16 protein-coding genes are annotated in these 21348 nt (G+C 71.8%); 9 read left to right on the forward strand and 7 right to left on the reverse strand.

What is annotated here, in order from left to right; all coding sequences use genetic code 11:
* Positions 1 to 12: 12 nt before the first annotated feature.
* Genes OG598_RS16410 through OG598_RS16430 form a run of 5 tightly spaced genes read right to left on the reverse strand, consistent with a single transcriptional unit; the run spans position 13 to position 5987 of the window.
* Positions 13 to 960 carry an ABC transporter substrate-binding protein gene (locus tag OG598_RS16410; protein ID WP_328655222.1) on the reverse strand — a complete coding sequence of 316 codons (948 nt, stop codon included), beginning with the start codon at positions 958 to 960 and terminating at the stop codon, positions 13 to 15.
* On the reverse strand, positions 960 to 1862 hold the full coding sequence (locus tag OG598_RS16415; protein ID WP_328655223.1) for an ABC transporter ATP-binding protein: 903 nt from the start codon (positions 1860 to 1862) through the stop codon (positions 960 to 962). The genes OG598_RS16410 and OG598_RS16415 overlap by 1 nt, the downstream gene beginning before the upstream one ends.
* Before the next feature lie 19 nt (positions 1863 to 1881).
* The gene (locus OG598_RS16420) at positions 1882 to 2955 is read right to left on the reverse strand and encodes a FecCD family ABC transporter permease (protein WP_328655224.1); all 1074 of its coding nucleotides are present in this window, start codon (positions 2953 to 2955) and stop codon (positions 1882 to 1884) included.
* A complete protein-coding gene (locus OG598_RS16425) occupies positions 2952 to 3998 on the reverse strand; it encodes a FecCD family ABC transporter permease (protein WP_328655225.1) in 1047 nt (348 codons plus the stop codon). Before OG598_RS16425 ends, OG598_RS16420 begins: the two co-directional genes overlap by 4 nt.
* A gap of 60 nt (positions 3999 to 4058) precedes the next feature.
* The gene (locus OG598_RS16430) at positions 4059 to 5987 is read right to left on the reverse strand and encodes a multicopper oxidase family protein (RefSeq protein ID WP_328655226.1); all 1929 of its coding nucleotides are present in this window, start codon (positions 5985 to 5987) and stop codon (positions 4059 to 4061) included.
* A 117-nt stretch (positions 5988 to 6104) separates the two neighbouring features.
* Between OG598_RS16430 and OG598_RS16435 the strand changes: the two genes are divergently transcribed.
* Complete coding sequence (locus OG598_RS16435; RefSeq protein ID WP_328655227.1) at positions 6105 to 6464, forward strand: YciI family protein; 360 nt, start codon at positions 6105 to 6107, stop codon at positions 6462 to 6464.
* An 11-nt stretch (positions 6465 to 6475) separates the two neighbouring features.
* Here the strand turns inward: OG598_RS16435 and OG598_RS16440 are convergent, their stop codons facing one another.
* Entirely contained in the window at positions 6476 to 6868 is a 393-nt protein-coding gene (locus OG598_RS16440) for a cytidine deaminase family protein (protein WP_328655228.1), read from the reverse strand.
* Positions 6869 to 7011: 143 nt separating this feature from the next.
* Here OG598_RS16440 and hrpA point away from each other — a divergent pair, with 143 nt between their 5' ends.
* Positions 7012 to 11076, forward strand: a complete 4065-nt coding sequence (hrpA, locus tag OG598_RS16445; protein ID WP_328655229.1) for an ATP-dependent RNA helicase HrpA — start codon at positions 7012 to 7014, stop codon at positions 11074 to 11076.
* A gap of 98 nt (positions 11077 to 11174) precedes the next feature.
* Here the strand turns inward: hrpA and OG598_RS16450 are convergent, their stop codons facing one another.
* On the reverse strand, positions 11175 to 12107 hold the full coding sequence (locus tag OG598_RS16450) for a LysR family transcriptional regulator (protein ID WP_328649990.1): 933 nt from the start codon (positions 12105 to 12107) through the stop codon (positions 11175 to 11177).
* A 35-nt stretch (positions 12108 to 12142) separates the two neighbouring features.
* Here OG598_RS16450 and OG598_RS16455 point away from each other — a divergent pair, with 35 nt between their 5' ends.
* The 7 genes from OG598_RS16455 (at position 12143) to OG598_RS16485 (ending at position 21330) form a co-directional block, all read left to right on the forward strand.
* Complete coding sequence (locus OG598_RS16455) at positions 12143 to 12874, forward strand: succinate dehydrogenase cytochrome b subunit (protein ID WP_181539347.1); 732 nt, start codon at positions 12143 to 12145, stop codon at positions 12872 to 12874.
* 1 nt (position 12875) lies between these two features.
* On the forward strand, positions 12876 to 14813 hold the full coding sequence (locus OG598_RS16460) for a fumarate reductase/succinate dehydrogenase flavoprotein subunit (protein WP_328649991.1): 1938 nt from the start codon (positions 12876 to 12878) through the stop codon (positions 14811 to 14813).
* Positions 14810 to 15574, forward strand: coding sequence for a succinate dehydrogenase/fumarate reductase iron-sulfur subunit (locus OG598_RS16465; RefSeq protein WP_091401529.1), 765 nt, complete (start codon positions 14810 to 14812; stop codon positions 15572 to 15574). Before OG598_RS16460 ends, OG598_RS16465 begins: the two co-directional genes overlap by 4 nt.
* A gap of 1266 nt (positions 15575 to 16840) precedes the next feature.
* Positions 16841 to 18025 carry a zinc-dependent alcohol dehydrogenase gene (locus OG598_RS16470; protein ID WP_328655354.1) on the forward strand — a complete coding sequence of 395 codons (1185 nt, stop codon included), beginning with the start codon at positions 16841 to 16843 and terminating at the stop codon, positions 18023 to 18025.
* Between the two features lie 5 nt (positions 18026 to 18030).
* Complete coding sequence (locus OG598_RS16475; RefSeq protein WP_328649992.1) at positions 18031 to 18951, forward strand: SDR family NAD(P)-dependent oxidoreductase; 921 nt, start codon at positions 18031 to 18033, stop codon at positions 18949 to 18951.
* 112 nt (positions 18952 to 19063) lie between these two features.
* Positions 19064 to 20068, forward strand: a complete 1005-nt coding sequence (locus OG598_RS16480) for a serine hydrolase (protein ID WP_328649993.1) — start codon at positions 19064 to 19066, stop codon at positions 20066 to 20068.
* Positions 20069 to 20181: 113 nt separating this feature from the next.
* Positions 20182 to 21330, forward strand: a complete 1149-nt coding sequence (locus OG598_RS16485; RefSeq protein ID WP_328649994.1) for an MBL fold metallo-hydrolase — start codon at positions 20182 to 20184, stop codon at positions 21328 to 21330.
* Positions 21331 to 21348: the final 18 nt, after the last annotated feature.

A 21348-nucleotide genomic window follows, 5' to 3' on the forward strand; every position in this document is an offset into this window, starting at 1 on the left:
CTGGTGGGGGTGTCAGGCGGCGGGGAGGTACTTGGTCAGGTCGTCGAGGATCTTGTTGGCGGCGCCGACGCCGATGCCGGTCATCCAGACCTCGTCGGAGACGGGGTACGCCTTGCCAGCCTTGACCGCGCCGAGGCCCTTCCACAGCCTCCCGCCGGCGACCTTGGTCTGCTCGGCGGCGGCCTTGTCGCCGTACGCGGTCACGAAGATGACGTCACCGTCGACCTCGTTGAGCCGCTCGGGGCTGACCAGGTCGAAACGCTTGTCCTCCTTGTTGGCGAGCAGCTGCCGCTCGGGGCGTCCCAGGCCGGTGTCGCCGATGACGATGCCGGAGAACGAGTCCGGGCCGTACACCCGGATGTTGCCGGGCAGGAACCGCACGATGGAGACCTTGCGGGCGGCGGCGTCGCCGAGCGTCGCGCCGAAGTCCTTGGCCCGCTTCTCGTACGTGGCGAGCAGATCCTTTGCCTGCTGCTCGCGGCCGAGCGCCTTGCCGTCGAGGAGGAGGTTGTCCTTCCAGGTGATGCCCACCTTGTCGGTGAACACGGTCGGCGCGATGGCGGCCAGCTCGTCGTAGAACTTCTCCTGGCGGAACTTGCTGCCGAGGATGAGGTCCGGCTTCAGCGCGTTGATCGCCTCCAGGTCGGGTTCGGTGAGCACCCCGACCTCCTTGATGCCGGCGAGCTTGTCCGCGCCGAAGTACGTGGGCCAGCTCTTCGCCTCACCGGCGGTGGCCGCGCCGACGGGCGTGATGCCCAGCGACAGCGCCGTGTCGATCTTGTCGGTGTCGAGCACGACGACGCGCTTGGGCTCGGCCGGGACCTTTGTGGTGCCCATGGCGTGGGTGATCTCCCGGGTGTCCCCGGTGGTGGAGCCGGCGACCGGGTCGCTCTCACCGCAGGCGGTGAGGCCGGCGCCGAGGGCGACGGCCGCGGCGAGAGCTGCGACGAGACGACGCATCAGAGTCCTTTCGAGGGGTGCGAGCCGGCGAGCGGGTTGGCCGCGTCGCCGGTGGAGGGTCGGGCGTCCGGTACGGACGCCGTCGACGAAGATCGGTCACCCGCGACAGCGGGAGCCGGAGCGTTGCCACCGGTGTACGCGGGCACCACCAGCGGTGCGCCGGTCACCGGGCAGGGCACCACCACGCAGGCCAGCCCGAAGACGTCGCGGACCAGGTCGGCGGTGAGGATCTCCCGGGGCGGGCCGGTGGCGACCACTGCGCCGGCACGCATGGCGACCAGGTGGTCGGCGTAGCGGGCGGCCTGGTTCAGGTCGTGCAGGACGGCGACCACTGTGCGGCCCCGCTCGGAGCGCAGCCGGTGCAGGAGGTCCAGCACCTCCACCTGGTGGGCCAGGTCGAGGAAGGTGGTCGGCTCGTCCAACAGCAGGGCGTCGGTGTCCTGGGCGAGGGTCATGGCGATCCACACTCGTTGCCGCTGACCGCCGGAGAGGCTGTCCACCGGTCGGTCGGCCAGGTCGGTGACGTCGGCGAGGGCCATCGCCTGGTCCACCGCAGCGCCGTCCTCCGACGACCACTGCCGCCACCACCGCTGGTAGGGCTGTCGGCCGCGCCCGACCAGGTCCGCCACCGTGACGCCCTCGGGCACCAGCGGGCTCTGCGGCAGGACGCCGAGGCGGCGGGCGACCTCCCGGGTCGGCAGCTCGCGGATGGCGGTGCCGTCCAACAGCACCGTGCCGCGGCGGGGTGTGAGCAGCCGGGCCATCGTGCGCAGCAGGGTGGACTTGCCGCACGCGTTGGGTCCGACGATCACGGTGAACGCGTCAGTGGGCAGGTCGAGGTCGAGCCCGTCCAGCACGGTCCGCTCGTCGTAGCCGGCGACCAGGTCGCGGGTGGAGAGCATCACACGACTCCTTGAGGCGTCACGACGACCGCCGCCGGCCGCGCAGCAGCAGGAAGATCAGGTACGGGCCGCCGATCGCGGCGGTCAGCACACCGGCGGGTAGTTGGGTGGGTGCGAACAGCCGCCGGCCGGCCAGGTCGGCCAGCACCAGCAGGAGGGCGCCGAGCAGCGCCGCGCAGACCAGCGGTGGTCGTTCGGCGCGTACCAGGCGACGGGCCACCTGCGGGGCGACCAGCGCCACGAAGTCGACGGCGCCGACCTGGGCGGTGACCATCGCGGCGACGAGTACGCCGGTGCCGGCGAGGCCGATCCGGCGGGCCACCGGACGCAGCCCGACGCCCCGGGCGGTGTCGTCGTCCAGGGCGGTGCTGTTCAGCGCCCAGCCGGCCCAGGCCAGCACGGGCAGCAGCACCAGCAGTGTGCCCGCGATCCAGGCGGCCTCGGTCCAGCCCTTGCCGGCCAGGGTGCCGATCAGCCAGATCTGCGCGCGCAGACCGTCGATCGGATCGGCGGTGAGCATGACCACCTCGGTGAGCGCCCGGAAGCCGAACGCGACCGCGACCCCGGCGAGCACGAACCGCTGCGCGGCCAGCCCGTGCCGGGCACCGAGGGCGAACAGCAGCACCGCCGCGAGCAGCCCGCCCACCAGCGCGGTGGGCGCCACCAGCACCGCAGCCATTCCGCTGGTCAGGGCCACGGTCGCGGCGAGGCCGGCGCCCTGGGTGATGCCGATGACGTCCGGGCTGGCGAGTGGGTTGCGGGCCACGCTCTGGATCAGCGTGCCGGCCACGCCGAAGGCGGCGCCGGCCACGGCCGCCAGCACGACCCGCGGCAGCCGAAGATCAAATACCACGAGGTCGTACGGGGTGCCGGCTCCGGAGAGGGCGCGCAGCACGTCGGCCGGGGCGACGTACGGGGTGCCCAGCGAAAGGCTGAGCACGACGGCCAGCAGGAGCAGCACTGTCAGCACGGCGGCCACCAGTACCGCGCGACGGCGGATCAGCAGGCTGACCGGGCCGATCCGCAGCAGCGACCGCCCGGACAGCCGAGCACCGTCGGCACCAGGCGAGCCTGGCCGCAGGGTGGTGGTCACGCGGTCACCACCCGGGCGCGGCGGACCAGCACGGCCAGCAGTGGCGCGCCGATCAGCGCGGTGACGATCCCGGCCGGGATCTCGCCCGGCGGGGAGACGAGCCGACCGACGATGTCGGCGGCGAGCAGCAGCGCCGGCCCGAGCAGTGCGGAGACGGCGAGGGTCCAGCGGTGGTCCGCGCCGACCAGGGCGCGGGCCAGGTGCGGCACGGCCAGCCCGACGAACGCGACAGGTCCGGCGGCGGCCACCGCGGCGCCGGTCAGCAACACGGCGGCGAGGCCACCGCCGAGGCGGACCAGACCGATCCGGTGGCCGAGGCCACGGGCCACGTCGTCGCCGAGGGCCAGCGCGTCCAGGCCCCGGGCCACCACTGCGGCCAGCACCAACCCGACGAGGACGAACGGCAGCACCTGCGCGGCGACCGACAGGTCCCGTCCGGCCAGCCCGCCGACCACCCAGAAGCGGTACTCCTCGAAGGTGCGGGCGTCGATGCTGAGCAGCGCGTACACCCCGGAGGCCAGGCTGGCGTCGAGCGCCGCGCCGACGAGCGCGAGGGTGACCGGGCTGGCGCCCTCGCGGGCGCGGGTGGCGATGGCGAACACCAGCAGCCCGGCGATCAGGGCCCCGGCGATGCCGAACCAGACGTACCCGGCGAGCGTGCCGACGCCGAAGACGGAGATCGCGAGCACCACACCGAACGACGCGCCCGCGCTGATGCCGAGGATGCGCGGCTCGGCGAGGGGGTTGCGGGTGAGCGCCTGGAACAGCACCCCGGCCACGGCGAGCGCGAGCCCGACCGCGAGTCCGAGCGCGGTCCGGGGCATCCGCAGCTCACGGACGATGGTGCTGGCGTCGCCGCCGTCCGGCGCGACGAGCGCGTGCCAGACCTGGTCGACGCCGAGTTGTCGGCTGCCGAGCGCGAAGCTGGCCAGCACGGTGAGCAGCAGCACCAGCGCGGCCCCGGCGGTGACGGCCACCCGGCGGCCGGTGCGGGTGCCGGACCGGTTACGGGCCGGGGTCGGCCGGGTGGCGAGGGTGGTCACGAGTCTCCTGCACGTTCATGCTTAGGTTCGCCTAACCTTAGCCGAGCTGCGGAAAGAGGCCTAACCGGCGTCTGTCGATGCCGTCGCGGGTTCCACCGCCCCGCTCGGGGAGCCGCCGTCCCCGGCCGCCGCGCCACCGCGCGGTAGGACGTTCAGCGGCCGCATCATCTCGTTGTCCTCGTGCTCCAGCAGGTGGCAGTGCCAGGCGTACCGACCCGGCAGGTCGAAGTGCGCCTTGATCCGGGTCACCTCCCACGGGTACGCGAGCACCGTGTCCAGCCGCCCCCGGTCCCCCAGGCCCGGCAGCGACCGGCCCGAGTGTCCCCGTCCGAGCAGCTCGAACTGGACCTGGTGCAGGTGGACCGGATGCACGTGCCGCGTGAAGTTGCGCACCTCCCACACCTCGGTGTCGCCGAGGGTGGGCTGCTCGGTCACCGGGTCGCTCCAGCGCAACGGCAGGCCCCGGCCCCGCTCGTCGAGGACGCCCAGCAGCATGATCATCGAGCCGCCGGACCTCCGCTCGTTGAGCGACAACCGGCGTACCCGCTGGGCCGGGCCGAGCCGACTGTGTGACGGCAGCCGCAGCTGCTCCGGTGGCACACTCGAATCCGCGCCGACCGCGTCGGTGACCACGAAGCGCAGCACCTGTCCGGTGGTGTGCGGATCGGCGGGGTCGAAGTCCACCCCGGGCCGACCGCCGGTGTACGCCCAGTCGGGCCCCTCGTTGACGAGGTACAGCTCGGTGCCGACCGGCACGTCGGTGAAGTCGACGATGGCGTCGACCCGCTGGGCCGGGCCGAGGGTCACGCGTTCGTGCGGCACCGGCTCGGGCAGGAACCCACCATCGCTGCCGATCTGCCAGACCGGCAACACCGGGCGGGCCGGTCGCGCCGTGGCGTGGGCGGCGACGCTCAGCAGCAGGAAACGGCTGTTGCAGCCGTTGAGCAGGCGGAACCGGTAACGCCGGCGCTGAACCGTGAGGCTGGGCCAGGTGCGGCCGTTGACGACGATGGTCGAGCCGACGCCGGGCGACGAGTGCCCGCTCGGGTAGAGCAGATCGCCGTCCGCGGTGAAGCTCCGGTCCTGGATCATCAGCGGAATGTCGTGGTAGCGGGCGTCGGGCGGGTCGTCCTGCGCCGGCCCCGGGCCGGGCAGCACCCCGTCCGGCAGGTCACCGGTGCCGCCGAGCAGGTAGAACCCGGCCGGTCCGGCGTAGACGTTCTGGGCGGTGATCCCCAGGGTGTGGTCGTGGTACCAGAGGGTGGCGGGCGCCTGGTCGTTGGCGTACTCGAAGGTGGCCGAGCCCGCGGACCAGCGCAGGCTGGAACGCTCGGTGAAGCGGGACCGGAACTCGTCGTACGAGCTGCCGCAGACGGCGAAGTCGGACGGTAGGTCACGGGCCACCGGCAGGTACCACGCCTCGGAGTGTCCGTCGCTCTCCTGCAGGCTGTGTCCACCGTGCAGGTGCACCACCTGGGGCACCGGCCCGCGGTATCCCCGCGGGTCGCCGTCGCGGTGGCCGTGCTGGTCTCGACCCGCGTTCCCACCGCCCGGATTGGCCCAGTGCAGGGTGGGGTCCACCGGCAGCAGGTGCGGCAGGTAGTCGCCCCGATCGTCGACGAGCTGGTTGACCCAGGTCACCCGTACCGGGCGGCCGACCCGCGCCATGATGGTGGGCGCCGGGTAGCCGAAGCTGCCGGGGTGGGCGGTGGAGCCGTAACCCCAGACGGTGGTGCGCGGCCATGACGGCGGCAGGATCTGCTGGCGAAACTGGCGTACCGCGATCACGTACTCGTCCCGCTCCGGGCCGGTCGCCACCGCCGGCATGGCCGGTGGGATCCGCAGTGGCGCGACGTACTTCGGGATCTCGCCGGCGTCCAGCGGTGCCGCCGCGGCGAGCGTCCGGCCCGACGCCGTCCCGCCCGCCGGAACCAGCATCGCGGCGCCACCTGCGGCACCTGCCGCGAGCAGCCGTCGTCTGGTGACCATGTCGCACCTCCCAATCGCTTCGAACCTCATACGAGAATGAGATTCGCAGACGGTGGCAGGGCGGACAGATGGTCGATGACACCCAGAAGAGGAGGAATTGCGCCATAGGGTGTGGACATGCGATTCGACCAGCACACGGTCGTCCTGCTGACCCGGCCGTCGGATCCGCCGGAGCTGCCGCAGGACGCGATCGACCGGTTGCGGGACGCGCACCTGGCCCACCAGGCGGGTCTCGTGCAGCAGGGGCTGGTGCTCGCGGCCGGGCCGTTCCTGCACCCCGACGACGAGCAGCTGCGGGGCTTCGTGGTGCTGTCCATCGCCCCGGACGAGGCACGCGCGCTGTTCGCCAACGACCCCGCCGTGCGGGCCGGTCGCCTGGCCGCGCGGGTCACGTCGTGGCTGGTTCCGGAGGGCACCCTGCGGTTCGAGAGTGTGCCGGTGCCGCAGTCGATGCTGGAGGCGGCCTCCGGGGACTGACCCCGGCCTGGTCAGCCGGCCGAGCCGCTGCCCGCCTCCGCCGGCACCTCATCGAGCGGGACCACCCGCAGGGCTTCCATCGGGCCGACGATCACCAGCAGTTCCGGGAAGTAGTCCCGCAGCACCTGCCGGCACCGGTCACAGGGCGCGACGACCTCGCGGCCACGGTCGGCGACAGTGACGATCGTCTCCAGCGTTGTGACGCCCTGCGTGGCGGCCGTGCCGATCACGACAAGTTCGGCGCAGACCCCTCCGGTGGCGTGCTGGACGTTCACGCCGGTGAAGACCCGCCCGTCCGCGGTCCGGGCCGCCGACGCGACAGTGTGGTGCTGGCTGCGGCAGCGCAGCTTGGAGACCGCCGTGGCGGCCTGCACCAACGCGCGGTCGGTGTCGCGCATCTCCATCCGGCTCCCCCAGCGCTCGACGTCGGCCGCCAACTCTAGGGCCCGCTCGTGGCAGTCAAGGGACCGGAGGTGGCCGTCGCAGAGCCGGCCGCTCGGTAACCCAGGGGCGGTGCGCCGCCGGGCTGCCTATCCTTGGGCACGACATGCAGAATCCAACCGCCTCCGTCGCGTCCGACCCCGTTCGCGAGCTGCACCGCCGCCTCACACCTCTGATGTTCCGCGACCAGCGCCGGCTCCAGCGGCGACTCGACGGTGCCCGCAAGCTGCGCGACCCGCAGCGTCGGGAGGCGGCGCTGACCGAGATAACCGCCGACGTGGTCCGGGCCGAGCAGCGCCTCGCCGCCCGGCAGGCGGCGGTGCCCGTGATCACGTACCCGGTGGGCTTGCCGGTCAGTGAGCGCAAGGACGACATCGCCGCCGCCATCCGCGATCACCAGGTGGTGATCGTGGCGGGCGAGACCGGCTCCGGCAAGACCACCCAGATCCCCAAGATCTGTCTGGAGTTGGGGCGCGGGGTGCACGGCCTGATCGGGCACACCCAGCCCCGGCGGTTGGCCGCCCGGACAGTGGCCGACCGGATCGCCGACGAGCTGGGCACCGAGTTGGGCGACGTGGTCGGCTACAAGGTGCGCTTCACCGACCAGGTCAGCGAGCGCAGCCTGGTGAAGCTGATGACCGACGGCATCCTGCTGGCCGAGTTGCAGACCGACCGGATGCTGCGCCAGTACGACACGCTGATCATCGACGAGGCACACGAACGCAGCCTCAACATCGACTTCATCCTCGGGTACCTGCGGGAGCTGCTGCCCCGACGACCCGACCTCAAGGTGATCATCACCTCGGCGACCATCGAGACCGACCGGTTCGCCCGGCACTTCGCCGGACCACCCACTGCCGACGAGCCGGAGGGCGTGCCCGCTCCGGTGGTCGAGGTCTCGGGGCGTACCTACCCGGTGGAGGTGCGCTACCGGCCCCTCGTCGAGCTCGCCGAGGGCGAGGAGGACGGCGACGGTGACGAGGAGAACGTCCGCGACCAGATCCAGGCGATCGGCGACGCCGTCGAGGAGTTGGCCGCCGAGGGCCCCGGCGACATCCTGGTCTTCCTCAGCGGCGAGCGGGAGATCCGGGACACCGCCGACGCTCTGGGCAAGCTGGTGCAGAAGAAGCGCTCGCTGCTCGGCACCGAGATCCTGCCGCTGTACGCGCGACTGTCCTCCGCCGAGCAGCACCGGGTCTTCGCCGCGCACTCCTCGCGCCGGGTGGTGCTCGCCACAAACGTCGCGGAGACCTCGCTGACAGTGCCCGGCATCAAGTACGTGGTGGACCCGGGCACCGCCCGCATCTCCCGCTACTCCAGCCGGCTCAAGGTGCAGCGGCTGCCGATCGAGCCGATCTCCCAGGCGTCGGCGAACCAGCGCAAGGGCCGGTGTGGCCGCACCTCGGACGGCATCTGCATCCGCCTCTACGACGAGCAGGACTTCCTCTCCCGGCCAGAGTTCACCGATCCGGAGATCCTGCGGACCAACCTGGCGTCGGTCATCCTCCAGATGACAGCGATCGGGCTCGGCGACCTCGCCGCGTTCCCGTTCATCGACCCACCGGACAAGCGCAACATCACCGACGGCGTCAACCTGCTGCACGAGCTGGGCGCGTTGGACCCGACCGAGGCCGACCCGGCGAAGCGGCTCACCGCGCTCGGCCGGCGGCTGGCGCAGTTGCCTGTCGACCCGCGACTGGCCCGGATGGTGGTCGAGGGCGAACGCAACGGCGCCGCCACCGAGGTGCTGGTGATCGCCGCCGCGCTCTCCATCCAGGACCCGCGGGAGCGGCCCGCGGAGAAGCAGGCCCAGGCGGACCAGGCGCACGCCCGGTTCGCCGACAAGGAGTCCGACTTCGTCGCCTTCCTCAACCTGTGGCGCTACCTGCGCGAGCAGCAGCGGGAGCTCTCCTCCAGCGCGTTCCGCCGAATGTGCAAGGCGGAGTACCTGAACTACCTGCGGATCCGCGAGTGGCAGGACATCGTCAGCCAACTGCGCCAGGTGCTGCGTACCCCCTCCGACGGCGACCGGCGGGGCGGGCGGCCGGCGCGCGACAGCTCGGACGACGCGGACGCCGGCCGGGGCCGCCGGGGTGGCACGGACCTGCCGGAGGAGATCGACACCCCGAAGGTGCACCAGTCGCTGCTGCCCGGCCTGTTGTCGCACATCGGCCTCAAGGACGCCCAGAAACACGAGTACCTGGGGGCGCGCGGCGCGAAGTTCGCGCTCTTCCCCGGGTCGGCGTTGTTCAAGAAGCCGCCGCGCTGGGTGATGGCCGCCGAGCTGGTGGAGACCTCCCGGCTGTGGGGGCGCATCGCCGGCCGGGTCGAGCCGGAGTGGGTCGAGCCGCTGGCGCAGCACCTGGTCAAGCGCAGCTACAGCGAACCGCACTGGGAGAAGAAGCAGGCCGCGGTGATGGCCTACGAGAAGGTCACCCTGTACGGCGTCCCGCTGGTCAGCTCCCGCAAAGTCAACTTTGGGCGGATCGACCCGACGCTGAGCCGGGAGTTGTTCATCCGGCACGCCCTCGTCGAGGGCGACTGGCAGACCCACCACCAGTTCTGGGCGGACAACAAGCGGCTGCTCGCCGAGATCGAGGAGTTGGAGAGCAGGGCCCGACGCCGGGACATCCTGGTCGACGACGAGACCATCTTCGGCTTCTACGACCAGCGGATCCCAGCCGACGTGTCCTCCGGCCGGCACTTCGACAGCTGGTGGAAGAAGACCCGCCGCGAGCAACCCGACCTGCTCACCTTCACCCGCGACCTGCTGATCAACGACGGTCGGCCGGGGGTGGACGAGGACGACTACCCGGACGAGTGGCAGGCCGACGGGGTGAGCCTGCCGCTGACCTACCGGTTCGAGCCGGGCACGCCGGACGACGGCGTCACAGTGGACATCCCGCTGCCGCTGCTCAACCAGGTGCCGGCGGAGACCTTCGACTGGCAGGTGCCGGGGCTGCGCGAGGAGACGGTGATCGCGCTGATCCGCTCGCTGCCCAAGGCGATCCGCCGCAACTTCGTCCCGGTGCCGGACTACGCCCGGGCGGCCCTGGCGGCGATCACTCCCGGCGAGGAGTCGCTGCTGGACGCGCTCACCCGGCAGCTGCGCCGGATGACCGGGGTGACGGTGCCCCGCGACGCCTGGGAGCCGGGCAAGCTCCCGGCGCACCTGCGGGTGACCTTCCGGGTCCTCGGCGACGACGAGAAGCCGGTCGCCGAGGGCAAGGACCTGCCGGCCCTGCAACGCCAACTCCGTCAGGAGGTACGCCAGGTGGTGGCGGCCGCCGCGCCGGAGGTGGCACGCACCGGGTTGCGCGAGTGGAGCATCGGCACGCTGCCCCGGACCATCGAGCAGGTCCGTGCCGGTTACGCGGTCACCGCGTACCCGGCGCTGGTCGACGAGGGCGCCACTGTCGGGGTGAGGGTGTTCGACTCCCCCGCCGAGGCGGAGGCGGCGCACTGGGCCGGCACCCGCCGGCTGCTGCGGCTCACCGTGCCGTCCCCGGCCCGGTTCCTCCAGGGGCGGCTGAGCAACGAGGCGAAGCTGGCGCTGAGCCGCAACCCGCACGGCAGCGTGCCGGAACTCATCGAGGACGCCGCGGGCGCCGCCATCGACCGGCTGATCGGCGCGGCGGGCGGGCCGGCGTGGGACGCCGACGGTTTCGCGGCCCTGCGCGAGAAGGTCCGCGCCGACCTGGTCGACACCGTCGTCGAGGTGATGGACCGGGTCCGCAAGGTCCTCGCCGCCGCCTACGCCGTCGAGCAGCGGCTCGGCGCGACCCGCAACCTCGCCGTGGTGGCGGCGCTGGCCGACATCCGCAGCCAGCTCGCCGGGCTGGTGCACGCCGGTTTCATCACCGAGACCGGGTACGCGCGCCTGCCCGACCTGCTGCGCTACCTCACCGCCATCGAGCGTCGGCTGGAGCGCCTGGGCGGCAACCCGCAGCGGGACCGCCAGCAGCAGGACCGGATCGCCGTGGTGCAGAAGGAGTACGCCGACCTGCTCGCCAACCTGTCGCCGGCCCGCCGCCAGGAGTCGGCCGTCCGGCAGATCCGCTGGATGATCGAGGAGTTGCGGGTGAACGTCTTCGCCCAGGCGCTGGGGACCCCGTACCCCGTCTCCGAGCAGCGGATCTACCGGGCGATGGACGACGTCGAGGGCCGCTGAGCCGACGGCCGGGCCGACCTCTTGGCGGCGGCGGACGGCGGGCCTCTTCGCGGCGGCGGCCCCCGGCGGGCCTCTTCGCGGCGGCGGCCCCCGGCGGGTCAGGGCAGTGGCTCGACGCCCGGGGGCAGTTCGCCGAGGTCGATCGCCGACTGGATGTAGTCGAGCAGGATGCGCCGAAGCTCCCGACCGGCGTGGGTGGGTACGACGTCGCGCCGACGGGCCACCGCGATGGTCCGCCGCACCCCGGGCGGGGCGAGCGGGGTGATCCGCACGCCCGGCCGGCGAGCCAGCACGATGCCGGGCACGAGAGCGATGCCCAGCCCCGCCTCGACGAAGCTGAGCACCGCGTCCATCTCGCCGCCGTCCACCGCGAAGGTGGGTTCGAAGCCCGCCTCCCGACACGCCTGGATGGTGGCGTCGCGCAGGTCGTACCCCTCGCGGAACATCACCATCGGCTGGTCCCGCAGGTCGGTGATGCGCAGCTCCCCGGTGAGCGACGCGGTGGGCACCTCCCCCACCGAGGCCACCACCAGGCTCTCCCGCAGGATCGGGTCGACCCGCAGCCCCGGGTCGGCCCCCTGCGCCGGCATGATGATGAGGGCCAGGTCGAGGTCGCCGCGGAGCAGGTCGCGCACCAGGTCCTGGGAGCCGCCCTCCTCGACCTTGAGGTCGACTGTGGGGTGCGCGTCGCGGAACCGGCGCAGCACCGGCGGGGCGAGCGAGGTCGCCAGACTGGGGGTGGCCCCGAGCCGGACCCGGCCCCGGCGCAGCCCGACCAACTCCTGGACCTCCCGGGTCGCGGTCTCCACGTCGGCGAGGATCCGGGTGGCCAACGGCAGCAGGACCTCACCCGCCGCGGTGAGGGCGATGTTGCCCCTTACCCGCTCGAACAGTGGTGCTCCGAGGTCGGCCTCCAGAGCGTGAATTTGCTTACTGAGAGAAGGCTGAGTGATGCCCACGAGGTCGGCGGCTTGCGTGAAATGTCGTACTTCGGCCACCGCGACGAAGTACCGGAGCTGATGGAGCTGCATCTACATAGCCTACGGCTATCAACACTGCGAGTTTGATGCATTGGACGACTGATCGAAGTGCTCCTAGCGTCGGTCCTGTGGTAATCACGAAGACTCGGTCGCCCATCCGCTCGAACGTCGGCCTCAAGGCCGTCATGGCGGTGACGGGCATCCTGCTGGCGCTGTTCCTCATCGCCCACATGCTCGGCAACCTGAAGGTGTTCACGGGGGAGACCTCGTTCGACCACTACGCGCACTGGCTGCGCGACATCGGCAAGCCACTGCTGCCCGGCGTCTGGTTCCTGTGGATCCTGCGCACCGTGCTGGTCGTGGCGGTCGTCGCCCACATCGTGGCCGCCACCGTGCTGGCCCGCCGGGCCCGCGCCGCCCGCCCGGTCAAGTACGCCCACCGCAAGAAGGTCAACGGCAGCTACGCGGCCCGCACGATGCGCTGGGGTGGAGTGATCATCCTGCTCTTCGTGATCTACCACCTGCTGGACCTGACCACCGGCACGCTGAACCCGGTCGGCGACGCCAGCAAGCCGTACGGCAACGTCGTCGCCGACTTCGCCCCGGAGCGCTGGTACGTCACCCTCTTCTACACGCTGGCCATCCTCGCGGTGGGCTTCCACCTGCGCCACGGCGCGTTCAGCGCGTTCCGCAGCCTCGGCCAGCAGACGCCACGCGGCGAGCGCAGGGCGCGTACCGCAGCTCTGATCTTCGCCGTGCTGCTCTGCGCCGGGTACCTGGTGGTCCCGTTCGCCGTACTCACCGGATTGGTGTCCTGACATGGAACTCTTCACCGAGGGCGACCCGATCGCCGACACCAAGGCTCCCGACGGCCCGGTCGAGAAGCGTTGGGAGACCCGGCGCTTCGAGGCCAAACTGGTCAACCCCGCCAACCGCCGCAAGATGACGGTGATCGTGGTCGGCACCGGCCTGGCCGGCGGCTCCGCCGCCGCGACCCTGGCCGAGCAGGGCTACCACGTCAAGTCCTACTGCTACCAGGACAGCCCACGCCGGGCGCACTCCATCGCGGCACAGGGCGGCATCAACGCGGCGAAGAACTACCGCAACGACGGCGACTCCGTGCACCGGCTCTTCTACGACACCGTCAAGGGCGGCGACTTCCGCTCCCGGGAGTCGAACGTGCACCGGCTCGCCGAGGTGTCGGTCAACATCATCGACCAGTGCGTCGCCCAGGGAGTGCCGTTCGCCCGCGAGTACGGCGGCCTGCTGGACACCCGCTCCTTCGGCGGCGCCCAGGTGCAGCGCACCTTCTACGCCCGGGGCCAAACGGGCCAGCAACTGCTCCTTGGCGCGTACCAGGCCCTCGAACGGCAGATCGGCCTGGGCAACGTCGAGATGAACACCCGGCACGAGATGCTGGAGCTGGTCCTCGTCGACGGCAAGGCCCGGGGCATCGTCGTCCGGGACCTGGTCACCGGCGAGATCAGCACCGAAATGGCCGACGCCGTGGTGCTCGCCTCCGGCGGCTACGGCAACGTCTTCTACCTCTCCACCAACGCCAAGGGCTGCAACGTCACCGCCACCTGGCGCGCGCACCGCAAGGGCGCGTACTTCGCCAACCCGTGCTACACGCAGATCCACCCGACCTGCATCCCGGTCTCCGGCGACCACCAGTCGAAGCTGACCCTGATGAGCGAGTCGCTGCGCAACGACGGCCGGGTCTGGGTGCCGAAGACCAAGGGTGACGACCGCAGCCCGAAGGACATTCCGGAGGACGAGCGGGACTACTACCTGGAGCGGATCTACCCCTCCTTCGGCAACCTGGTCCCCCGCGACATCGCCTCCCGCGCCGCGAAGAACGTGTGCGACGAGGGTCGGGGCGTCGGGCCGACGAAGCTCGGCGTCTACCTCGACTTCGCCGACGCGATCGGCCGGCTGGGCCGCAAGGCCATCGAGGCCAAGTACGGCAACCTCTTCGAGATGTACGAACGGATCACCGGCGAGGACCCGTACGAGGTGCCGATGCGCATCTACCCCGCCGTGCACTACACGATGGGCGGCCTGTGGGTCGACTACGACCTCCAGTCGAACATCCCCGGCCTGTTCGTGATCGGCGAGGCGAACTTCTCCGACCACGGCGCGAACCGCCTCGGCGCCTCGGCGCTGATGCAGGGCCTCGCCGACGGCTACTTCGTGCTGCCCACCACCATCGCCAACTACCTGGCCTCCGGTCCACTGGAGAAGGTCGACGCCAGCCACCCGGCGGCCGTCGAGGCGCGCACCGACGTCGAGGACCGCGTCCAGCGGCTGCTCGCTGTCGACGGCGACCGGACCGTGGACTCGTTCCACCGGGAACTGGGCCAGATCATGTGGGAACACTGCGGCATGGAGCGCAGCGAGGCCGGGCTGCGCAAGGCGATCGACGAGATCCGTGCCCTGCGCGAGCAGTTCTGGCAGCGGGTCAAGGTGTCCGGCACCGGCGAAGAACTCAACCAGTCGCTGGAGAAGGCCGGCCGGGTGGCCGACTTCTTCGAGCTGGCCGAGCTGATGTGCATCGACGCCCTGCACCGCGAGGAGTCCTGCGGCGGCCACTTCCGGGCCGAGCACCAGACCCCCGACGGTGAGGCGCAGCGCGACGACGACCGGTTCGCGTACGTGGCGGCCTGGGAGTTCACCGCCGACGGCGAGCCCTCGGTGCTGCACAAGGAAGACCTGAAGTTCGAATACGTCCACCCCACGCAGCGGAGCTACAAGTGAACCTGACCCTGCGCATCTGGCGCCAGAAGGGCCCTGAGGACAAGGGTCGGATGGTGACCTACCCGGTCGACGACGTGTCCCCGGACATGTCGTTCCTGGAGATGCTCGACGTGCTCAACGAGCGGCTGATCCTCGCGGGCGAGGACCCTGTCGCGTTCGACCACGACTGCCGCGAGGGCATCTGCGGCATGTGCGGCCTGATGATCAACGGCGACGCGCACGGGCCGCAGCGCGGCACCACAGCGTGCCAACTGCACATGCGGCAGTTCAAGGACGGCGAGACCATCGACATCGAGCCGTGGCGGGCCAGCGCCTTCCCGGTCGTCAAGGACCTGGTCGTCAACCGGAGCGCCTTCGACAAGATCATCGCGGCTGGCGGCTACGTCACCGCGCCGACCGGCAGCGCGCCCGAAGCCCACTCCACCCCGGTGGCCAAGGCCAACGCCGACGCCGCCTTCGAATCGGCGGCCTGCATCGGCTGCGGCGCCTGCGTGGCAGCCTGCCCGAACGGCTCCGGCATGCTCTTCACCGCCGCCAAGCTCACCCAGCTCTCGCTGCTGCCGCAGGGCCAGCCCGAGCGCTACACCCGGGTGATCGGCATGGTCGACGCGCACGACGAGGCCGGCTTCGGCGGCTGCACCAACGCCGGCGAATGCACCCCAGCCTGCCCGAAGGGCATCCCGCTGAACACCATCGGCCGGCTCAACCGCGACTACCTCGCGGCCACCGCCAAGGGAGCCAACAACACCCCCGGTTCCTGAGGTCCGCGGTACCGACCGCCGTATCCCGCTTTCCCAGGGGGTACGGCGGTTCGGCGTTCGACCTCCCGGCGGTCTCTGCTCGCGGTGGCCTGTGCTTACGGTGGCCTGTGCTCGCGGTGGCCTGTGCTTGCGGTGGCCTGTGCTTGCGGTGGCCTGTGCTTGCGGTGACCTGCGCTTGCGGTGGCCTGTGCTTGCGGTGACCTGCGCTTGCGGTGGCCTGTGCTTGCGGTGGAGGGCTGGGGCGACCGTCCCCGGCTCCGGGCGGTCAGGCTTGATCCCTCCGCCGGGGACGGTCGCCCCAGCCCTGACCCTGGTTACGGCTCGTCCGCACCACCGGCCCCCTCGCCTCGCCTCGCATCGCATCGCCGCGCCGCGTCGCACGGCACCTCACCTCACCGCGCCTCACCGCGCCCCACCCCACCGCGCTTCACCGCACCGCGCCTCGCCTCGCCTCGCATGATCCACTCGGGTTTCAGGAAATCGGCCTGTTGCCGGGCGCCGGATGCCGCGACTTCAAGGAACGCGAGTGGATCAACTGGATGTCGGCCCGGACGGGCCGCACACCGGCGCGACAAAGACCGTCAAGGCGCGCAAATCGTCGCCCCGATGCGCGGCTCGTTGGCTCCGCCACGAAGCGCACAAGCAGTAGCGACTCACGCAACAAACCCACAGGCCCGAACCCGGCCCGCCGGCCTGGCCACGAACCCGGCAACGAACCAGGTCACAAACCCGGCCACGACGCGCACGGGTTGATCGACTCGCGTTTCTTGAAGTCGCGGTATCCGAGGCGCATTGACAGGCCGATTTCCTGAAACCCGAGTGGATCACGTGCCCCTTGGGAGATGCGGCGGGCGCACTGGGTTGGGCTCGCTCCGAGCACGGGGCACACCTGGCACGGGCACACCGAGACGCGGGACGGGCCGAGACGCCGGTCAGGCCCACGCCGGTCAGGCCCACGCCGGTCAGGCCGACGCCGGTCAGGCCGACGCCGGTCAGGCCGGGATGGGGTCAAGCCGGTACGGGCAGTGGCCACCCACGGGCTGGGGGGCGACAGTCCCCGGCGTAGGGATCAAGCCTGACCGCCCGAAGCCGGGGACGGTCGCCCCCCAGACCGCCACCGCAACCGACAAAGGGTCGCCCCAGCCCTCACCGCAACCGCCGCCCATCCACCCGAAGGCCGGAGACAGGCCAGGGACAGGCGGCCGGTTCAAGTGCCTGAGCCCGGGTAGCAGTCTTCCGAGACGGCAGTGAGAAGGGATGAGGGACATGAAGGCGCTCACCTGGCAGGGCAAGCGAGACGTACGGGTCGAGGAGGTCCCGGACCCTCGGATCGAGGAGCCGACCGATGCGATCGTGAAGATCACCTCGACCGCGATCTGCGGTTCCGACCTGCACCTGTACGAGGTGCTCGGGCCGTACCTGAAGCCGGGTGACGTGCTGGGCCACGAGCCGATGGGCATCGTCGAGGAGGTCGGGTCGGAGGTGACGGGGCTCAAGCCGGGCGACCGGGTGGTGGTGCCGTTCAACATCGCCTGCGGCAGTTGCTGGATGTGCGAGCGCCAGCTCTACGCGCAGTGCGAGACCACCCAGGTCACCAGCGAGGGCAAGGGCGCGTCCCTGTTCGGCTACACCTCGCTCTACGGTTCGGTGCCGGGCGGGCAGGCCGAGTACCTGCGCGTTCCGCAGGCCCACTTCGGGCCGATCAAGATCCCGCAGACGGGCGCGGACGAGCGCTACCTCTACCTGTCCGACATTCTGCCCACCGCCTGGCAGGCGGTGAAGTACGCGGACACCCCACAGGGTGGCACCCTGGCCGTCTTCGGCCTGGGCCCGGTCGGGCAGTTCTGCGCGCGGATCGGCCGCCACCTCGGCGCGGGGCGGGTGATCGGGCTGGACCTGGTGCCCGAGCGACTGGAGTTGGCCCGCCGGCACGGCATCGAGGTGCTCGACGTGAGCCAGCTGTCCGACGTGCCGGGCGCGCTGATCGACCTGGTCGACGGTCGCGGCCCGGACGCGGTGATCGACGCGGTCGGGATGGAGGCGCACGGTTCGCCGGCGGGGAAGTTGGCCCAGACCGCCGCCGGGCTGCTGCCGGACAAGCTGGCCCAGACGATGACCGACCGGGCTGGCGTGGACCGGCTGTCAGTGCTGCACGCCGCGCTCAAGGCGGTTCGTCGTGGCGGCACCGTTTCGCTCTCCGGGGTGTACGGCGGCGAGGCGGACCCGATGCCGCTGATGGAGATGTTCGACAGGGGCATCCAGCTGCGGATGGGGCAGTGTCACGTGCGCCGGTGGACCGACGAGATCCTGCCGCTGCTCTCGGGCGACGACGACCCGCTGGGCGTGGAGGACCTGCGTACCCACCGGGTGCCGCTGGCCCGGGCGCCGCAGGCGTACGAGATGTTCCAGAAGAAGGAGGACGGCTGCATCAAGGTCGTGCTCCAACCGTGAGCCGGGTGGTCGTGATCGTTGGCGCGAGCAGCGGGATCGGCCGGGCGACGGCCCGGGCGTTCGCCGAGCGTGGCGACCGCCTGGTCCTCGCCGCTCGCGCCACCACGACCCTGGCCGAGGTACGCGCGGAGTGCGCCCACGTCGACGTGCTGACCGTGCCGACCGACGTGACCGAGCCCGACGCGCTGGACGCGCTCGCGGGTGCCGCGATCGACCGCTTCGGCCGCGTCGACGTGTGGGTGCACACGGCGGCGGTGATGGCCTATGGTCGCTTCGACGAACTGCCGGAACGGGTCTTCGACCAAGTGGTACGGACCGATCTGCTCGGCGCGGCCGGCTCGCTGCGGGTGGCGCTGCGGCACTTCCGGGCCACCGGGGCCGGCACGGTGATCCTCACCGGTTCGGTGCTCGGGCACATCACCGCGCCGTACATGAGCGCGTACGTGGCGAGCAAGTGGGGGTTGCAGGGTCTGGTCCGGACGGTGCAGCAGGAGTTGCGCGACAGCCCGCAGATCCGACTGTGTCTGGTCAACCCGGGCAGCGTGGACACACCGGTGTACCAGCAGGCGGCCAACTATCTGGGCCGGATCGGGCGACCTCCGCCGCCGGTCGCCGGCCCCCAGCGGGTGGCCCGGGCCATCGTGGACTGTGTGGACCGGCCTCGCCGGGAGGTGTCGGTGGGCCGGCTCAACGTGGTGCTGCGGGCGGGCTTCACCGTACTGCCGGGGGTCTACGACGTCCTCGTCGGGCCGTTGATGCGGGCGGCGGGCCTCAGTGGACGGCCGGTCGCCGCGCACGACGGCTCGGTCTTCGCCGCGAACCCGGCCGGCGAGGCGGTACGCGGCGGCCACCTGCCCGACCTGCGGCAACTCGTGTCCGGGCCGGTGGGTGCGGTGGGCGCCGCGCTGCGCCGACGGTTCGGTTGACCTGTTCGGGACTGTTCGGGACATATTCGGGGGCATCGTGCATGGATCAACTCGCCTAGGGTGGTGGGCCAGCAAGCGCTCAGGCACACCACGATCGGGGAGACGATTGACCATGCGACTGAACCGCAGAACGGCACTCGGACTGGGCACTGTGGCCACCGCCGGCACGGTGCTGGGCGCCGCCGCCCCGGCGAGCGCCGCCGAGACCACCGAGGCCGCACCGACCACCCCGGCTCGGGCCGCCCTTCGGGTCGCCTCCGTCTTCACCAAGCACAGCGTCGCGGCCGGCGGCAACTGGCAGGCGTACGTCAGCGTCGCCGACCCGGCCGGTGCGCCGGTGGTCGCGGTCGAGGCTGACGCGGACCGGCGGATCGAGGCGTACAGCGTCAACAAGATCGCCGTCGCCACGGCGGTGCTCGACAAGGTCGACCGCGGGCTGCTCACCCTGGACCAGCAGGTCGAGGTGAGCGCGGCGATCGTCGTACCGGGCGGTGACGGCATCTTCAGCCTGGACGGCGCGTACCCGAGCCTGGTGACCATCGGGCACGTGCTGGCCAACCTGCTGACCGTCTCGGACGACACCGCGGTGCGGCTGTGCGGGCTGGTCGCCCCGGCGGCCGAGATCAACTCCATCCTGGTCGCCAAGGGCTTCCCGAACACCCAGGTTCAGCCGGTGGCCAACCCGAACCGGTTCTTCCTCGGCACCAGCACCCCCCGGGAGACGCACGACCTGCTGCGCGCCCTGGTCGCTGGCACGCTGCTCTCCCCCGCCTCGACGACGTACCTGTTGGGCATCCTGCGCTCCCCGGTGGCGTTCACCGACGGCATCCGGCGCACCATGTCCTCCGACGAGCGGGCCCGGATCGCCACCAAGGCCGGCTGGTACGCCGACGCCCGGCACGAGGCCGGCGTGATCTTCGACCGCTCCGGCGCGGCGGTGCTCACCTACGCCCTCTTCGCCGACGGGCAGGCCAACCCGGAGGACTTCGGCGCGACCCACCCGGCGGTGCAGGCCCGGGCCGCCATGGGCCCGAAGTTCCTGGCCGCGGTGGACCGGATCGCGGGCGTGGGCAAGACGTTCCGGATCACCGCCCGACGCCCCAGCAACGGCGGCTAGAGCTCGTCCCGGGTCGGTCGCCGCTGCCGGCGACCGACCCGGCGTGGCGACCACCGAGGCACGGGTCGGTCCGGGTGACTACCGTGTAGGGCGGACACGTCGGAGGGACGGCAATGGCACGAGCGCAGAACACGGACGTCGAACGGTCGCTCGGGCGGCGGATGCGGGGCGCCGCCGGCCTGGCCGCGCTGGCCGGCCTGGCCTGGGTCGCCCGGGATGTGCCGGCGGCGCTGGGTGGCCGGCTCAGCGGGGCACGGGCCGAGCGGGCGGCCCGCTCGCCGCAGTTCCGCGAGGGCACCTTCCACAACCGGGCCGGCACCCGCACGATGATCGCCGAGCCGGGGCGCAACCTGGTCCGCGAGCTGATCTTCGGCAAGCAGAAGCGGCGTCCCACGGCGCCCGTGCCGCTGCTGCGCCCCAGCGGCGGCGGGCCGGAGGCCGCCGAGAGCGCCGACGAGCTCAACATCGTCTGGTACGGCCACGCCTCGACCCTGATCGAGATCGAGGGCCGGCGGGTGCTGCTCGACCCGGTCTGGAGCGAGCGGTGCTCCCCGTCGGGTCTGGTCGGCCCGCGCCGGCTGCACGAGCCACCGGTGGGCATCGACGAGCTGCCCCCGCTGGACGCCATCCTGATCTCGCACGACCACTACGACCACCTCGACATGGCCACCGTGCGGGCGCTGCTCGCCGGGCAGTCCGCGCCGTTCCTGGTGCCGCTCGGCGTGGGCGCGCACCTGGACCGCTGGGGCGTACCCGCCGAACGGATCATCGAGCTGGACTGGTCCGAGTCGCACCAGGTGGCCGGCTTGGAGATCACCGCCACCGCCGCCCAGCACTTCTCCGGACGAGGGCTGCGCCGCGACGGCACGCTCTGGAGTTCGTGGGTGGTGGCCGGGGCGCGTCGCAAGGTCTTCTACACCGGCGACTCCGGCTACTTCGACGGGTACGCCGAGATCGGCGCCGAGCACGGGCCGTTCGACGTGACGCTGATGCAGATCGGCGCGTACGACCGGGCCTGGCCGACGATCCACATGTTCCCGGAGGAGGCGGTCGACGCCCACCTCGACCTGCGCGGCGGGCTGTTCGTGCCGGTGCACTGGGCGACGTTCAACCTGGCCCTGCACGACTGGTCCGAGCCGGTCGACCGGCTGTGGGCCGAGGCGAAGGCCCGCGACGTGCGGCTCGCCGTGCCCCGGCCGGGCGAGCGGGTGGTGGTCGACGAGCCGCCAGCCGTCGACGGCTGGTGGCAGGCCGTCGCCTGAGTCAGGCCGAGCGGGCAT

It is taken from the genome of Micromonospora sp. NBC_00330 (assembly GCF_036136635.1).
Taxonomy (GTDB): domain Bacteria; phylum Actinomycetota; class Actinomycetes; order Mycobacteriales; family Micromonosporaceae; genus Micromonospora; species Micromonospora salmantinae.

Coding starts and splice junctions, on each gene's coding strand:
- OG598_RS16415 (WP_328655223.1), bottom strand. CDS start 1,862: ATGCTCTCCACCCGCGACCTGGTCGCCGGCTACGACGAGCGGACCGTG.
- OG598_RS16485 (WP_328649994.1), top strand. CDS start 20,182: ATGGCACGAGCGCAGAACACGGACGTCGAACGGTCGCTCGGGCGGCGG.
- OG598_RS16460 (WP_328649991.1), top strand. CDS start 12,876: ATGGAACTCTTCACCGAGGGCGACCCGATCGCCGACACCAAGGCTCCC.
- OG598_RS16410 (WP_328655222.1), bottom strand. CDS start 960: ATGCGTCGTCTCGTCGCAGCTCTCGCCGCGGCCGTCGCCCTCGGCGCC.
- OG598_RS16455 (WP_181539347.1), top strand. CDS start 12,143: ATGCATTGGACGACTGATCGAAGTGCTCCTAGCGTCGGTCCTGTGGTA.
- OG598_RS16435 (WP_328655227.1), top strand. CDS start 6,105: ATGCGATTCGACCAGCACACGGTCGTCCTGCTGACCCGGCCGTCGGAT.
- hrpA (WP_328655229.1), top strand. CDS start 7,012: ATGCAGAATCCAACCGCCTCCGTCGCGTCCGACCCCGTTCGCGAGCTG.
- OG598_RS16470 (WP_328655354.1), top strand. CDS start 16,841: ATGAAGGCGCTCACCTGGCAGGGCAAGCGAGACGTACGGGTCGAGGAG.
- OG598_RS16480 (WP_328649993.1), top strand. CDS start 19,064: ATGCGACTGAACCGCAGAACGGCACTCGGACTGGGCACTGTGGCCACC.
- OG598_RS16430 (WP_328655226.1), bottom strand. CDS start 5,987: ATGGTCACCAGACGACGGCTGCTCGCGGCAGGTGCCGCAGGTGGCGCC.
- OG598_RS16450 (WP_328649990.1), bottom strand. CDS start 12,107: ATGCAGCTCCATCAGCTCCGGTACTTCGTCGCGGTGGCCGAAGTACGA.
- OG598_RS16440 (WP_328655228.1), bottom strand. CDS start 6,868: ATGGAGATGCGCGACACCGACCGCGCGTTGGTGCAGGCCGCCACGGCG.